Below are 14,876 nucleotides of genomic sequence, written 5' to 3'. Positions count from 1 at the left end.
GGAGGGGGTGCCGGCGATCAGGCTCACGTAGTTGAAGTCGTCGCCCGTGAACATGCGGACGCCCTCGGGGAGACGGCCGCGCACTGCGATCTCGGACTCGGCGTTCAGCAGGCTCATCTTCACACCGGCGACCTTGCCGGGGTTCTCCTCGATGACCTGCAGGAGCACCTCGGATGCGGTCTGCCAGTCGGCCGCGCCGAAGTAGCCCGCGAGCTCGGGGTCGAACGCGGTGCCCAGCCAATGCAGCACCACCGGCGTGGTCGCGCGCGACAGCACCTCGCGGTAGACGCGGCGGTAGTCGGCGGCACCTGTCGCGACGCGGGCGAGGTGCCGGGAGGCCATGAGCACGGGGCCGGCCCCCTGCTCCTCGGTGAAGTGCAGCTGCTCCTGGTAGGCCGCGATCACCTGGTCGAGCGAGATGTGCGTCTCCTCGACGTGGTCGGTGTTGACGCCGACCACGACGGATCCGCCCTCCTCACGGGCGACCTCGGCGCTGCGGGCGATCAGCTCGCGGGTGGCTGCGGCATCCAGGCCCATGTTCCGCTGCGCGGTGTCCATGGCGTCGGCGACCCCGAGCCCCCACGAGTACACGTTGCGGCGGAATGCGAGCGTGGCATCCCAGTCGATGTCGGCCGGCTGCCCCGGAGTGTTGTCGGCGTGCACCTTGGGCACGACGTGGGCGGCGGCGTACGCGACGCGGCTCTGCAGCGGGGCGGTCGGACGCGTGTAGGCGCCGGAATCGTTGAGGGCCACGTCGGCGGTCTCACCGTTCGCCCGGAGAAGTCGCAGGGTGCTCATGCGCGCCTCAGCCCAGGCTCAACGGCGACAGGGCGACCTTGCGACCCTCGGCGCTGGAGGTCAGGCCGGCCTCCGCGAACTGCACACCGCGGGCGCCCGCGAGCAGGTCGAACGGGTAGTCGGTGCCCTCGACGTACGAGACCAGGTACTCCTCCCACTGCTGGCGGAAGCCGTTGAGGAAGACCTCGTTGGTCGGCACGTCCTGCCAGTCGGCGTCGTAGTCGCGGGTGTCTTCCAGGTCGGGGTTCCACACCGGCTTCGGGGTGGCGTTGCGGGGCTGGATCTTCGCGCCGAACAGTCCGACGACGGCAGAGCCGTGCGTGCCATCGACCTGGAACTCGACCAGCTCGTCGCGGTTCACGCGCACGGTCCACGAGGAGTTGATCTCGGCGATCACTCCCCCCTCGATCTCGAAGATGCCGTAGGCCGCGTCCTCGGCGGTGGCCGTGTAGTGCTCGCCCTTCTCGTCCCAGCGGTCGGCGATGTGCACGGCCGCCTGCGCGTAGACGCTCTTGACCTCGCCGAAGAGGTTCTCGAGCACGTAGTTCCAGTGCGGGAACATGTCGGTGATGATGCCTCCGCCGTCTTCGGTGCGGTAGTTCCAGCTCGGGCGCTGCGCGGGCTGCCAGTCGCCCTCGAAGACCCAGTAGCCGAACTCACCGCGCACCGAGAGGATGCGGCCGAAGAAGCCGGAGTCGATCAGGCGCTTGAGCTTCTGCAGCCCGGGGAGGTAGAGCTTGTCGTGGACGACCCCGGTCTTCACACCCGCCTGGTCGGCGAGACGCGCGAGCTCGAGCGCCTCGTCGAGCGACTCGGCGGTGGGCTTCTCGGTGTAGATCGCCTTGCCCGCGGCGATGGCCTTGCGGATCGCGGTGGCGCGGGCCTTGGTCACCAGGAAGTCGGCGTAGATCTCCCACTGCGGGTCGGCGAGGGCGGCGTCGAGGTCGGTCGTCCAGTCCTCGATGCCGTGCTTCGCTGCGAGCTCGGCGAGCTTGGCCTCGCTGCGGCCGACGAGGATCGGCTTCACGGTGATCCTCGAACCGTCGGAGAGCTCGATGCCGCCCTCCTCGCGGATCGCCAGGATCGAGCGCACCAGGTGCTGCCGATATCCCATGCGTCCGGAGACGCCGTTCATGATGATGCCGATCTCGCGGGTGTTCGCCTGGGCCATGGTGTTCCGTTCTGTCGCAGGAAGCTGTTCGCGCTTGCCCCACCAACTGGGAAAGCGCTTTCCGAGATCATGCCACGAGACTCGGGACGATCGCAACCGCAGGCCGCCGACCCGGTGCAGCCGAGATCCATCCGGCAGGCCGACGCGCTCCCGGGCCTCCGCCGTCTGCGCGGACACCCGCCATGACAGGATGGGCGAGTGACGACTCCTGCGACGACGAAGGTGCACTATGGCGACCATTCGTGAGGTCGCGAAACGCGCAGACGTCGCCCCCATGACGGTGTCGCGCGTCATCAACCGTCCGGAGACCGTCGCCGAGGCCACGCGCGAGCGCGTGCAGCGGGCGATCCGGGATCTCAACTACGTCCCCAACCGCCTCGGGTTGGGGCTGCGCAACAAGCAGACGATGGTGATCGCCCTCGTCGTCGGCGACATCTCGAACCCGTTCGCGACCGAGCAGATCCTCGGCGTCAGCGAGGCGGCGAAGTCGCAGGGGTACAACCTGATCTTCGCCCACACCGACTCATCGCCCGAGGAAGAGCTCGCACAGCTTCGGCACCTGGTCGAGCGCCGCGTCGACGGCATCGTGCTCTCTCCGGTGCTGAACACTCCCGACGCGGTGCGGTTCGTGCAGGAGCAGGGCGTGCCGATCGTGGTACTGGACTACCCGATGCCCGACAACGACGTCGACGTCGTACGCAGCGACAGCGAGGACGGCGCCCACCGCCTCACGCAATACCTCATCGACCTCGGCCACACCCGCATCGCGATGCTCAGCGGCACGGAGCAGGCGGTGACGGCCCGAGAGCGGGCAGCAGGATACCGTGCGGCGATGCAGGCCGCGGGGCTCAGCGAAGACATCCGCTTCGGCGCCTTCAGCATCGCGAGCGGGTACGCCATGGCCGGCGACGTCCTCACGGCGAAGGATCGCCCGACCGCACTCGTCACCGCCAGCAACTTCATCGGGCTCGGAGCCGCACGCAGGGCCCGCGACCTCGGCCTGCGGATCCCGGAAGACGTCTCAGTCGTCACGTTCGACAACATCGGCACCGAGATCGCCTTCGACCCGTTCTTCACCGGCATGGTGCAGCCGGTGCGGGAGCTCGCCGCCCTCGCGACCGACATGCTCCTCGAGCGCGCCACCGAGCGCCATGAGGGTCCTGGCCGCGATGTCGTGCGACTGATGGAGCTCGACACGCACAGCTCCGCCGCCGGACCGCACCCCGGCTGACCCCGACCCGCACCGTCACCCGGGCACCCGGGCACCCGACTCATTCCTTCACTCCGCCGGCCGCGAGCCCCTTCGTGACGAAGCGGAACGCGAACACGATGATGATCAGTGCCGGGACGCCGAGCAGGACCAGCGCGGCGTAGTACTGCGACGACTCCAGCGGCGTCGGCGCGAAGGCACTGCGGATCGACTGCACGGCCTGCGCCGCGGTCGTGAGCTCGGCGGAGCGCAGCAGCACTGAAGGGAACACGAAGTCCTGCAGCGACCACATCACACTCAGCGCGGCCAGGTTGATCAGCGGCCCGCGGCTGAGTGGGACGGCGATGCTCCAGAAGATGCGGAAATGCCCGGCGCGGTCGATGATCGCGGCCTCGACGAGCTGCCTCGGGATGTCATCCATCCGGTTGCGCAGCAGAAGCACCGCGAACGGCAGTGTCAGCACCGCCTCGGGCAATGCGACCCCGAGATGCGTGTTGAACAGGCTCAGCGTGCCGCTGAGGAAGTACACCGGAACCAGGATGGCCGTCGCCGGCACCGCGAGGAACAGGAGCACGCCGTAGTACAGCGCCTCCTTCCCGCGGAACGGCACGAAGGAGAACGCGTAGGCGGCGAGCGCGCCGATCGTGCAGACGAGGAGCGCGTGGAACAGTGCGACGATCGCGCTGTTGAGGAACGTCTGCGGGATCGAGACGCCGTTGAGCGGCCGGGTCAGCACAGCCCAGTAGTTGCCGATGCCGCCGACGGCCACCGACATCTGGACGGCATTGATCAGCGGGGCGGCGAAGGCCAGCGCGAAGATCGCGAGAAAGGCGTAGATCACGATCCGGTCGACTCGACGGGCCCTGATCGGGAGCGATTCCTCGCTCTCCTCGCTCTTGGCCTCGGCACGCCGACGCTGTCGTTCCGTGATCGTCGATGCGGCCGTCGAGACCGCCTTCGTCGATGCCGTGGTCGTCATCGGTTCGCCTTCCGCTGGGTGAGGATCTGGAGCACCGAGATCCCGAGCGCCACGATCAGCACGATGATGGATGCCGCGGCTGCGAAGCCGACCCGGTCTGCGCCGAGCGTCGCGCTGTAGATGTAGGTGCCGACGATGTCCGTCCGACCGCCCGGCTGTCCGCCAGTGGAGAAGTAGATGATGTCGAACGCGCGGAAGCTGCCGAGGAGCACCGAGAGCGCCACCGTGATGTGTGTCGTGCGCAGCAGCGGGAACAGCATGATGCGGTAGATCTGCCAGACGCTCGCGCCGTCCAGCACCGCCGACTCGATGATCGACGCGTTCACCTGGGCGACATCGGTCGTGTAGTACATGATCGGCAGACCGATGCCATAGGTGAGCAGGATGCCCACTGCCACGTAGGCGGCAGCGGGGTCGCCGAGCCAGTCCGGCGCGACCCATCCGAGTCCGGTGGCGCGGAGAGCCTGGTTGAGCGCCCCGTCGCGCGTCTCGAGCATCCGTCCGAACACCGTCGCGAACAGCGACATCGGGATCAGCGACGGCAGCAGGAACACGGTGTAGAAGAGCCTGCGGAGCTTCACCCCCGACGCCATCATCATCGCCAGCACGAAGCCGAGCGTCATCGCGACGACCACGCTGAACAGTCCGAAGAGCACGGTGTTCAGCAGCGACTGCTGGAACGACGGATCCCCCAGCACGAGGACGAAGTTCTGCGCGCCGACGTCGACCGCGTTGCGGAAGGTCAGCCCGACCTGCTGCGTGCTGACGACCCCGAGGATGCCGAAGCTGTAGAGGTAGTACACGCCGTAGAAGATCAGCAGCGGAGCCAGGAAGAGCAGGGCGATCCAGCCGCCGTGCTTGCGCAGCGGGCCGCCGGCAGCCCGGGGGCGACGTTTGCGCCGCCCCCGGGATCCTTCCGTGCCGATGACGGATGTCTCCGTCATTGCGCCCCGCTCTCGCCGTGCGGGTAGCGACCCGAGTCCCACTCGGACTGCATCTGGGCCGCGGCGTCCTCTGCCGAGGTCGTGCCGCGGAGCACGTCGAGGATCGCGTTGCCCTCGACCTTGTTCAGGAAGTCCTGCTGGCTGTTTCGCTGTGAGGTCGGGTCGGCGATCACGGCGCTCACGGCCGCGTAGCCGGCACGCGCCGCATCCGTCTCGAGCACGTCCTCTGAGACCTCATAGCCGGTGAGGCTCGGGACCAGGATCAGGTCCTTCGCCCAGATGTCGGCACCGGCCGGGCTCAGCAGGAAGGAGATGAACGCGGTCGCCGCCTTGACGTTCTTCGAGTTCGCCGGAATCGCGAGGCCACCCTCGGCGAGGGCGCGGATGGCAGGCTCGCCGCCGTCGACCAGCGGCAGCGGCGCAGCACCGACATCCTCGAGGTCGATCCCGGCAGCCGCACGTCCTGAGGCGGACAGCAGCGAGTTCTGCCACGAGCCGTCGATGAAGAAGGCCGCCTCGCCGGAGGCGAACAGCTCGCTCGGTCGGCTGCCCTGCAGGCTCAGCACGTCGGAGCCGACGATGCCGTCGTCGAACAGCGACTTGTAGGCGTTGAGCCCCGCGACCAGCGCGGGCTGGTCCCAGGAGCCGCTGCCGCCGATGATGTCGTCGGAGAGTCCCGGCGAGGTCTGCTCGGCGATCGTGAACAGCATCTCCTCCTGCCAGTACGGCTCACCGCTGAAGACCACGGGAGTGACGTCGGGCTTCGCGGCCTCGACGGCGGCGACAGCGGTCTTCCACTCGTCCGCTGTCTTCGGCACCGCGATCCCGAGCCCGTCGAGCATCGCCGCGTTGTAGTACATGACGGCGCTGCCGATGGAGCCCATCGGAAGCGAGTACAGCTCGCCGTCCGAGGCGATCTGCTCGGTCTGCGCGACCATGGACTCGTTGAGTCCGCCGACGAGATCGGCACCCCAGTCGCTCACCGGCAGCAGGTAGTCCTTGACCGTGTTGGTCATCGCCGAGACCTGAACGCCGACCACGTCGATGCTCTCGTCGCCGCTGAGGGCCAGCGGCAGCTGCTTCTGGTAGTCCTCGTTGGTGAAGGTCTTGAGCTTCACGGTGATGTTCGGGTTGGCCTTCTCGAACGCGTCGATCGCGGCGTTCAGGGTCGCCTCCGGCGGGAACCACGTCCAGTACGTGATCGTCGCCTTCTCGGAGGTGTTCTGCTCGACGCCTTCATCGCCGCCGACACCGCCGCTCGAACCGCAGCCCGCCAGGGCGACAGCCGCGACGGTCAGAGCGGCCAGGGATGCCGTCTTCACGAATCGCTTCATGGTGTTCCTTCGCTTCCTTGTGATTGTGCCCCCGGGTGGGGCGTTCAGGAGAAGATCGGTTCCGGGCGCTGCTCGCTCGGAACCGCGGATGAGCCGTGCACGTCGAGCACCGTCGGCAGCACGATGTCGCGTCCGGGTCCCGAGTACTCCCGGTCGAGGCGCTCGAGCAGCAGCGCGGTCGCCTGGCGCGTCATGGCATCGACGGGTTGGACGATGCCGGTGAAGAACGGGTCGTGCACGATCTCGGTGCGGGCGTTGTCGAACGTGACGATCGACAGGTCGTCCGGGATCGTGGCGCCCCTCTCGCTCGCGCGCCGCGCCGCGCCGATGGCGATGAAGTTGTTCGCGGTGACGAGCGCGGTGGGACCGGATGGCGCGTCGAGCACGCCCTCTGCCATCGCATAGCCGCTGGCGATGGTGAAGTCTCCATACCGGATGTCGACAGGGAGTCCTGCCGCGTCCATCGCGTCGCGGTATCCGTCCGCCCGGTCGACCGCCGTGACGATCTCGCGCTGTCCGCTCAGCATCGTGATGCGGCGGTGCCCGAGGAGGAGGAGATGCTCGGTGAGCTCGGCGGCGGCGGAGCGCGAGTCGCAGCGCACCGCATCCACATCGTTCTCCGGCATGCGGTAGCCGATCACGACGATCTCGCATCCGGCCTGCTGCACGAAGTCGACGGGTTCGGGGCCGTTGCGGACGGGCGAGAGGATGATGCCGTCGACCCTGCGCTCGATCATGGAGCGCAGCTGCCGCATCTCTTCGGCGGGGTCCGCCTGCGTGTGGGCGAAGATCACGGTGTATCCGGCCGCGCGCGCCGCGTCGCTGACCGCGGTGATCTGCTGGATCGCGAAGGGGTTCGTGATGTCGCTCACGAGGAGCGCGAGCGTCATGGTGCGCTGGTGTCGCAACCCCTGCCCGATCATGTTCGGCACGTACTTCAGGTCGTGGATGGCCTGCTCGACCCGCACTCGCGTCTTCGGTGCCACGCTGCCCGGATCGTTGAGCACGCGGGAGACGGTCATGGGCGCCACTGCTGCCCGTCGTGCGACGTCGCGCATCGTTGCCATCGTCCACCTCCTCGTGTGCGGTACGCGTATCATGATATGCGTACCATAAAGGAATGCACAACCTCGAAGGAGCAACGATGTCCCTCACCCCCGCCAGCTGGTTCCCCGGAGCCGCACTCGGCATCTTCATCCACTTCGGGCACGCCGCCCGCCGAGGATGGGAGCTCTCGTGGCAGCTGACCGGAGGCGTCGAAGGACAGTTCCCCGCCCGGGAGCCGGTGCCGACGGAGGAGTACTTCGCGAATGCGGCTCTCTTCGACCCCCAGGGTTTCGATGCCGCTGAGTGGGCGGATGCGATCGCCGCGACGGGCGCGACCTACGCGGTGTTCACGACCAAGCACCACGACGGCTTCGCGATGTTCGACACCGCACTGAGCGACTACTCCATCACGCGCACCTCGCCGTTCGGGCGCGACATCACGCGCGAGCTCGTCGACGCGCTGCGCGCCCGCGGCATCCGGATCGGCTTCTACTTCTCGTTCCCCGACTGGCATCACGAGGACTACCCGCGGATGACGGATGCCACCACCACCAAGCCGTACCGGATCGGCTCCTACGTGCGCACGTCGCCGGCGCAGTGGGCGAGGTTCCACGCGTTCATGCGCGGCCAGATCACCGAGCTGCTCACGAACTACGGCGACGTGGCCGTGCTCTGGTTCGACGGTGAATTCGAGCACACCGCCGAGGAATGGGACTTCGCCGGGATACGCGAGCACGTCCGCTCCCTGCAGCCCGACTGCCTGGTGAACGACCGCTGCCTCGGCCAGGGCGACTTCCTCACCCCGGAGCAGCAGCTTCCGGACGCGGCACCGGCGCAGCCCTGGGAGGTGTGCCTCACCATGAACGAGTCCTGGGGGTGGACTACCGACGACGAACGCTGGAAGAGCACCGCGACGATCCTCGACCGCTTCATCCACACGATCGCCGCCGGCGGCAATCTCCTCCTCAACGTCGGTCCGAAGGGTGACGGCACGTTCCCCGCGGAGGCGAGCGAACGGCTCACCGAACTCGGCGCGTGGGTGTCGCGGAACCGTGAGGCCGTGTACGGCCTCACGGCCGCACCGGATCGGATCAGCGGCCCCGTCCCGCTCGCCGCCAGGACAGCCGACGACGGCATCCGGCTCTTCGCGTACTGCACGCTGCGCCCGTGGGACCGCCTCGTCCTCCGCGGGGTGCCGGTGCGGCGCGTCCGCGGCGTGCGGGTTCTCGGCACCGACAGCGCCCTCGAGTACGAGGCCGTCCCGAGTCTTCCCGACGTGCATGCAGGGTCGACCGATCCCCGCGGAGACCTCGAGATCACGGTGCCGCGGGATGTCGCCGACAGCCTCATGCCGGTGATCGAAGTACACCTGGCACCGCTGGCCTGATCCGCTCTCGACGCGCCCCTCCAGGCCGGCCGCCACTCCGCCTCGGAGCCGGTGGGTCTTGCGTTCCGGAGGATGCTACGCGTACCATCGCCAACGATACGCGTACCATGCGTGTCGTCCTCGAGAGATCAGTCGCAACGATGCGGAGACCCTGATGAAGACCATTCCCGCCAGGCGCGGAACCCGCGCCCGGATCGCCACGATGGCGGTCGCCGCTCTGGTCGGAGGCCTGCTGGCCGCCACCGTCCAGACGCCGGCGATCGCCGCCACCCCCACCGTCCCCCTGCCTCAGGCGGCGGACTTCGAGCAGCCGATCACCCTCCTCACCGCGAGCGGCGAGCTCTCCCCCGGCCTCGCCGTCAATCGCCCGGCGGCGCAGCCCAAGCACTTCTGGACCGACGGCTTCATCGACGGCAGCCGCTCCGTCACCTGGTCGGTGTCGTCCGCCCAGCCGACCTCGTACCGGATCTCGCTGCTCGCAGACCTCGGCACCGGATCCACCCTCACTCTCACGTCGAGCGCCGGCGCTGTGACGACGATCACGACGACCGCATCGGGGTGGACGCGCACGGATGGCGGCGAGATCGCCCTCCCCGCCGGGACGAGCACGCTGACCCTCGCCCACACGAGCGGTTCCGGGCAGTCGATCAAGTCGATCGAGCTCGTGCCCGCCGGCGCGTGGGCCGACTACCAGGCTCGCGTCGCCGCCTTCAAGCAGGCGTCGGAGGCGACCAGGGTCGAACTCTCCGAGTCCGGGATGGGACTCATGTTCCAGTACGGGGGATGGTCGTTCCCCGCGACCGGGGCCAACCCCGACCTCGAGACCCACACCGATGACTTCGACGTCGAGGCGTTCGCCGACCTGGTCGAGGAGGCGGGAGTCGAGCACGTCATCTGGTCGATCACGTGGTGGAACTACACGATGCAGGCGCCGATCTCCGCGGTCGACGACATCGTCGGCAACGGGAACCGCACCGCGTCACGCGACCTGATCGGCGAGCTGGCCGATGCGTTCGAGGAGCGCGGGATCATGTTCCTGCTCTACTACCACATCGGTCAGGACGAGCACCTCGGATACAACTCGACCGACTTCTGGCAGGCGCAGCAGTGGCCGGACACATTCACCCCGACCGGGCTCGGCGACCGCTCCACCGCGCTCGAGAACTGGAAGACGATCGTCACGCAGATCGGCGAGCGCTACGGCACGAAGCTCGACGGCTGGTTCTTCGACGACGGACTGATCTACTACCCGGCCGACTTCGAGGAGCTGGGTGCGGTCGCGCGTGCAGGCAACCCCGCGCGCCTCGTGTCGTGGAACAACTGGATCGTCGCCGACTACACCGAGTTCCAGGACGTGGCCTTCGGCGAGGAGGGGTGCGTCGACCGGCCGGGAGCGGGTTCGCCCGCCGTGGGCGGAGACGGCATCATCGTCTCCGGCAAGGATGCGGGCCTCCTCCAGCACTGCATGCAGCGGATGGAGCAGGACTGGGGAGTCAACAGCGCGAACATGCCGATCACGACCCTGCAGACCGCGGCCGGGCTGCAGTGCTCCGTCAGCGATCGCCTCGCCCGCAACGGCGCGGTCAGCCTGAACCTGATGATGCACTACCCCGGAGTGCCCTCACCGACATCGATGGCCGAGATCGAGAAGCTGGCGGCGGGTCCCGTCGCCCCTGAACCCGGCGCACTGATCAACAACACCGAGTGCGGCATCTCGTACTCGGAAGGCTGGGCCACAGCGAGCAACCGCACCGGCGCCGGGGACCACCTCCTCGACGTCACCTACACCCAGACGCTCGATGCCTCGTTCGAATACGCCTTCACCGGCACCGGGATCGACGCGCTCGGCCCGATCGACTCGGCCGCGAGCGTCGGCGATGTCTACATCGACGGGGCCAAGGTCGACTCGTTCTCGCTGACGGCACCGTCACACACGCCGCAGAGCGTTCTGGCATCGGTCCAGGGCCTCCCTGCGGGTTCTCACACGCTGAAGGTCGTCCGCACCGGCGGCTCGTACCTGCAGCTCGACGCCCTGCGGATCACCGCCGCTCCCCCGGAGGTCGCCGTCGAAGCCACCGTCGTCGCGACCTGCCGCGGCGCGAAGGCCTACCTGAACGCATCGGTGACGAACGGCGAGGGCGCGCCCGTCTCGGTGAGCATCGCCACCGCCTACGGCACGAAGGAGATCGAGAGCGTTCACGCCGACAGGACGCGAGACGTCACGGTGAAGACGAAGCTCAAGAGGATCCCGGCAGGGACGACGACCGTCACGGGCTCGACAGCAGACGGCCGCACGTTCACCCGCACGATCGAGTACGCCGCCGTCGCCTGCCGCTGACGACGCACGACCGGGTGGGCGGGTGCCGGCTCCACATGAGCGAGCACCCGCCCGCCCGCGCATCCGCGCATCCGCGCTTCCGGGCTCAGCGCATCTGGGCTCAGCGGGACGAGGGCTCAGCGGGACGAGGTGCTCGCGCGCTCGACGAGAACCGTCGGGATGACGTCAGCCTCCAAGACTTCCGAAGTGCCCTCGATCGCTCCGACCAATACCGACACCGCGCGGTGGGCGAGGGCTTCGAAGTCCTGACGGATCGTGGTCAGCGGCGGGCGGTAGTTCGCGGCATCCGGCACGTCGTCGAAGCCGATCACACCGACCTCCTCCGGCACGCGACGGCCGGAATCGGCAAGCGCCCGCAGCAGCCCGAGCGCCATCTGGTCGTTGGCGCAGAAGACGGCTGAGGCCGAGGCCAGCGCCTGCCCCTGGGCATAGCCGGAGTCCGCGCTCCAGTCCCCGCGGACGACGGCGGGAGGACGGATGCCCGCCGCGATGAGCGTCTCGCGCCATCCCCGCTCGCGCTCGAACGAGGCGAAGGAGTCGGCGGGCCCCGCGAGGTGGTGCACGGTGGCATGTCCGAGGGCGAGGAGCCGACTCGTGGCCACGGACGCGCCGCCCGCGTGGTCGCTGTGCACCGACGCGAAACCGGCGTCGATCGGCGCATCGACCACGACCAGACGCAGTCCCGCTGGACGCTGCGCGTCGGAGACGAGCGCCGACGCCTCGTTCAGGACGATGGCGCCGTCGACCTCCTGCTCCGCCAGTCGGTCGAACGCTTCGGCGACGCCGTCGGCCGCTGTCACGAGGGTGAGAGCGTATCCGCGTTCCGCCGCCGCTTCGGCTGTGGCCTGCAGCATCCGAGAGTTGCCGACCGTGGCGAGCGTGGTGACGACGAGTCCGATCGTCTGCGAGCGGCCGGTGCGCAGAGCGCGAGCCGCACGGTGCGGGCGGTAGCCGAGCGCTGCCATCGCGTTCTCAACGCGCGCGCGGGTGTCGGGGTCGACTCGCGGACTGCCGTTGACGACCCGCGAGACCGTCTGGCCGGAGACCCCGGCGCTCGCGGCGACCATGGCCATCGACACGCGGCCGGAAGACTGCCGCTGCCGCGCGGGGCCGGAGCCCTCGACCTGGTCGCGTTCGCTCTCGGTCACCCGCATCCTCCGTCCGCAGTGCCGGTCGTCACTCGGGTCACGACTCGGGCTCACATGTCCGCCGTGTTGACGTTATCACGGCTCTGTGCGTACCATGTTTACGTGAACACGCACGATCTTCCCGAGTTGCACTCCGAGACGCTCGGCGCCGGCGTCGTCAAACGCGCCACCACGCTCGCCGACGGCCGAGACCTCATCTACTACGACGATCCCGGCACCGCGCTCGGAGCCGAGCGCGCCGTCGATGCCCGTACCCTCGACCCTCGCCCCGACACCGCGACGATGCGCCTCGACGTGCTCACCGGAGACTGGATCACGGTCGCCGCGAACCGGCAGAACCGGGTCATGATGCCGGGCGTGCACGCCGACCCTCTGGCGCCGCAGACGCCCGACAACCCGTCGGAGGTGCCGTCGCGCTACGACGTCGCGGTGTTCGAGAACCGCTCCCCCGCATTCGGCCCCGCACTCGCCGCGGCCGTCGGCACCGCGCCGGAGGCCTCGAACCCCCCGCGCGGGCTCGACGACCTCGCAGCTCTCGGCCTCGGACGCACCCGCACCTCTGTCGGGCGGTGCGAGGTCGTCTGCTTCAGCCCCGAGCCCGCAGGCTCGTTCGGCACGCAGACCGTCACCCGCGCCCGCACAGTCATCGAGGCCTGGGCCGATCGCACGGCCGCGATCTCGCAGCTGCCGGGCATCGAGCAGATCTTCCCGTTCGAGAACCGGGGCGAGGCGATCGGTGTGACCCTGCCGCATCCGCACGGTCAGATCTACGCCTACCCGTACGTGACTCCGCGCACCGCCCGCGTGCTGGAGTCGATCGACCGCACCGCGCCCGACCTGTTCCAGCGCATCCTCGAGTCGGAGCAGGCCTCCGAGCGTGTCGTGTTCCAGGGCGAGCACTGGACGGCGTTCGTGCCGTTCGCCGCACGCTGGCCGCTCGAGGTGCACCTGATGCCACACCGCCACGTGCCCGACTTCGCCGAGACGACCGAGGCTGAACGCGACGAGCTCGCGCCCCTTTACCTGCGGCTGCTGCGCGGCGTCGACGCCCTCTACGACTCCCCGACGCCGTACATCGCGGCGTGGCATCAGGCCCCCGTGCACGTCGGTCGCGACACCGTGCGCCTGCACCTGCAGCTGACGAGCCCTCGCCGAGCCGCCGACAAGCTGAAGTTCCTCGCCGGCTCCGAGGCCGCGATGTGGGCCTGGGCCGCCGAGGTGCCGCCCGAGCTGGGCGCAGCGCGCCTCCGCGACGCGATCGAACGCGCATCGCACGACCAGAACGACGCAGGAGCATCCGCATGACCGCCGCACACGACGCCGCACGAACCCTCTTCACCGCGCTCACCGGGCGCACCCCTGACGGCCTCTGGTCGGCTCCCGGCCGCGTGAACCTCATCGGCGAGCACACCGACTACAACGACGGCTTCGTGCTGCCGTTCGCCATTCCGCAGCGCACCGTCGCCGCGGTCGGCCGCCGCGACGACGATCGCGGTCGGGTCCTGGTCGGCTCGACCTTCGCCGATGAGCCTGTCGAAGTCGCCCTCGAAGATCTCGACCGGCTGTTCCCCACGGCACCCGGCGCGCATCCGGCTGTCCCGGAATGGGCCGCCTACCCAATCGGCGTCGCCTGGGCTCTGCGTCAGGCCGCAGGCGCGGGCGGTCCGTTCGGTGGACTCGACATCGCGATCGCCTCCGACGTGCCAGTGGGCGCGGGGCTCTCGTCGTCCGCCGCGATCGAAGGCGCGACGGCATCCGCGCTGAACGAGCTGTGGGGAACCGGCTTCGACGGCACCGCCCTCGCCCGCATCGGAAGGCGGGCCGAGAACGAGGCCGTCGGCGCACCCACCGGCATCATGGACCAGATGGCGTCGATGCTCGGCGAACCCGACACAGCGATCTTCCTCGACTGCCGGTCGCTCGAGACTCAGCTCGTGCCGCTCGGCGTCGCTGAAGCCGGGCTCGCGATCCTCGTGATCGACACCCGCGTGAAGCACGCGCACTCCACCGGCGGCTACCGTGAACGCCGAGCATCCTGCGAACTCGGGGCCTCGATCATGGGCGTGCCTGCGCTGCGCGACGTGTCGATCGCCGACCTGCCGAGGGCTCAGGACCTCATGGACGACGTGACCTTCCGACGGGTGCGCCACATCGTCACCGAGAACCAGCGTGTGCTCGACACTGTGCAGCTGCTCCGCGAAAAGGGCGTGCGGGCGATCGGCGACCTCCTCGTCGCGTCGCACGCCTCGATGCGCGACGACTTCGAGATCTCGACCCCCGAACTCGACACCGCTGTCGACACGGCACTGGCCGCCGGCGCACTGGGGGCCAGGATGACCGGTGGCGGGTTCGGAGGAGCCGCTATCGCCCTGGTCGAGCTGGCTGCCGTCGACCGTGTTTCGGCCGCGGTGAACGCAGCCTTCGCCGCCTCACGGTTCGCATCTCCCCTGCTGTTCACGGTCACCCCGTCCGCCGGCCCGCGCCGCGACGCATGACAGAATGATCCATCGGGCCGCGACG

General features: G+C 69.0%; 12 protein-coding genes. 5 read left to right on the top strand and 7 right to left on the bottom strand.

Features of this window, described 5'->3' with window-relative positions; all coding sequences use genetic code 11:
• Together CQ040_RS17270 and CQ040_RS17265 are read right to left on the bottom strand one after the other, a co-directional pair.
• Positions 1–798, bottom strand: a 798-nt coding sequence (locus CQ040_RS17270) for a DUF993 family protein (RefSeq protein WP_146113971.1), incomplete at its 3' end; no start/stop codon positions are given.
• A 7-nt stretch (positions 799–805) separates the two neighbouring features.
• A complete protein-coding gene (locus CQ040_RS17265; RefSeq protein ID WP_105528626.1) occupies positions 806–1,969 on the bottom strand; it encodes a Gfo/Idh/MocA family protein in 1,164 nt (387 codons plus the stop codon).
• Positions 1,970–2,198: 229 nt separating this feature from the next.
• Between CQ040_RS17265 and CQ040_RS17260 the strand changes: the two genes are divergently transcribed.
• Positions 2,199–3,200 (top strand): LacI family DNA-binding transcriptional regulator, encoded by a 1,002-nt coding sequence (locus tag CQ040_RS17260; RefSeq protein ID WP_105528625.1) that lies wholly within the window; start codon positions 2,199–2,201, stop codon positions 3,198–3,200.
• 40 nt (positions 3,201–3,240) lie between these two features.
• Here CQ040_RS17260 and CQ040_RS17255 read toward each other — a convergent pair whose 3' ends face one another.
• Genes CQ040_RS17255 through CQ040_RS17240 form a run of 4 tightly spaced genes read right to left on the bottom strand, consistent with a single transcriptional unit; the run spans position 3,241 to position 7,503 of the window.
• A complete protein-coding gene (locus CQ040_RS17255; RefSeq protein WP_105528624.1) occupies positions 3,241–4,158 on the bottom strand; it encodes a carbohydrate ABC transporter permease in 918 nt (305 codons plus the stop codon).
• Positions 4,155–5,102 (bottom strand): carbohydrate ABC transporter permease, encoded by a 948-nt coding sequence (locus CQ040_RS17250; RefSeq protein WP_105528623.1) that lies wholly within the window; start codon positions 5,100–5,102, stop codon positions 4,155–4,157. Before CQ040_RS17250 ends, CQ040_RS17255 begins: the two co-directional genes overlap by 4 nt.
• Positions 5,099–6,436: an ABC transporter substrate-binding protein gene (locus CQ040_RS17245; RefSeq protein WP_105528622.1), complete on the bottom strand. Its 1,338-nt coding sequence runs from the start codon at positions 6,434–6,436 to the stop codon at positions 5,099–5,101. The genes CQ040_RS17250 and CQ040_RS17245 overlap by 4 nt, the downstream gene beginning before the upstream one ends.
• A gap of 44 nt (positions 6,437–6,480) precedes the next feature.
• Positions 6,481–7,503 carry a LacI family DNA-binding transcriptional regulator gene (locus CQ040_RS17240; protein WP_181157108.1) on the bottom strand — a complete coding sequence of 341 codons (1,023 nt, stop codon included), beginning with the start codon at positions 7,501–7,503 and terminating at the stop codon, positions 6,481–6,483.
• 77 nt (positions 7,504–7,580) lie between these two features.
• On the opposite strand from CQ040_RS17240, the gene CQ040_RS17235 reads away from it, so the two are divergent.
• Both CQ040_RS17235 and CQ040_RS17230 read left to right on the top strand, forming a co-directional pair.
• A complete protein-coding gene (locus tag CQ040_RS17235; protein ID WP_181157106.1) occupies positions 7,581–8,870 on the top strand; it encodes an alpha-L-fucosidase in 1,290 nt (429 codons plus the stop codon).
• 154 nt (positions 8,871–9,024) lie between these two features.
• Positions 9,025–11,208, top strand: a complete 2,184-nt coding sequence (locus CQ040_RS17230) for an alpha-L-fucosidase (RefSeq protein WP_105528619.1) — start codon at positions 9,025–9,027, stop codon at positions 11,206–11,208.
• Positions 11,209–11,324: 116 nt separating this feature from the next.
• Here the strand turns inward: CQ040_RS17230 and CQ040_RS17225 are convergent, their stop codons facing one another.
• Positions 11,325–12,281, bottom strand: coding sequence for a LacI family DNA-binding transcriptional regulator (locus CQ040_RS17225; RefSeq protein WP_181157110.1), 957 nt, complete (start codon positions 12,279–12,281; stop codon positions 11,325–11,327).
• A gap of 201 nt (positions 12,282–12,482) precedes the next feature.
• Here CQ040_RS17225 and galT point away from each other — a divergent pair, with 201 nt between their 5' ends.
• Positions 12,483–13,661: a galactose-1-phosphate uridylyltransferase gene (gene galT, locus CQ040_RS17220; protein ID WP_374954153.1), complete on the top strand. Its 1,179-nt coding sequence runs from the start codon at positions 12,483–12,485 to the stop codon at positions 13,659–13,661.
• Positions 13,658–14,851, top strand: a complete 1,194-nt coding sequence (gene galK / locus CQ040_RS17215; protein WP_105528616.1) for a galactokinase — start codon at positions 13,658–13,660, stop codon at positions 14,849–14,851. Before galT ends, galK begins: the two co-directional genes overlap by 4 nt.
• Positions 14,852–14,876 lie beyond the last annotated feature (25 nt).

Origin of the sequence: Microbacterium sp. MYb54, from assembly GCF_002979515.1 — a bacterium.
Taxonomy (GTDB): Bacteria; Actinomycetota; Actinomycetes; order Actinomycetales; family Microbacteriaceae; genus Microbacterium.
The sequence above is the reverse complement of the archived record's forward strand: the minus strand, read 5'-3'. Positions and strand labels throughout refer to the sequence as shown.

Coding starts and splice junctions, on each gene's coding strand:
- CQ040_RS17265 (WP_105528626.1), bottom strand. CDS start 1,969: ATGGCCCAGGCGAACACCCGCGAGATCGGCATCATCATGAACGGCGTC.
- CQ040_RS17230 (WP_105528619.1), top strand. CDS start 9,025: ATGAAGACCATTCCCGCCAGGCGCGGAACCCGCGCCCGGATCGCCACG.
- CQ040_RS17240 (WP_181157108.1), bottom strand. CDS start 7,503: ATGGCAACGATGCGCGACGTCGCACGACGGGCAGCAGTGGCGCCCATG.
- CQ040_RS17250 (WP_105528623.1), bottom strand. CDS start 5,102: ATGACGGAGACATCCGTCATCGGCACGGAAGGATCCCGGGGGCGGCGC.
- CQ040_RS17225 (WP_181157110.1), bottom strand. CDS start 12,281: ATGGCCATGGTCGCCGCGAGCGCCGGGGTCTCCGGCCAGACGGTCTCG.
- CQ040_RS17255 (WP_105528624.1), bottom strand. CDS start 4,158: ATGACGACCACGGCATCGACGAAGGCGGTCTCGACGGCCGCATCGACG.
- CQ040_RS17245 (WP_105528622.1), bottom strand. CDS start 6,436: ATGAAGCGATTCGTGAAGACGGCATCCCTGGCCGCTCTGACCGTCGCG.
- CQ040_RS17235 (WP_181157106.1), top strand. CDS start 7,581: ATGTCCCTCACCCCCGCCAGCTGGTTCCCCGGAGCCGCACTCGGCATC.
- CQ040_RS17260 (WP_105528625.1), top strand. CDS start 2,199: ATGGCGACCATTCGTGAGGTCGCGAAACGCGCAGACGTCGCCCCCATG.
- galK (WP_105528616.1), top strand. CDS start 13,658: ATGACCGCCGCACACGACGCCGCACGAACCCTCTTCACCGCGCTCACC.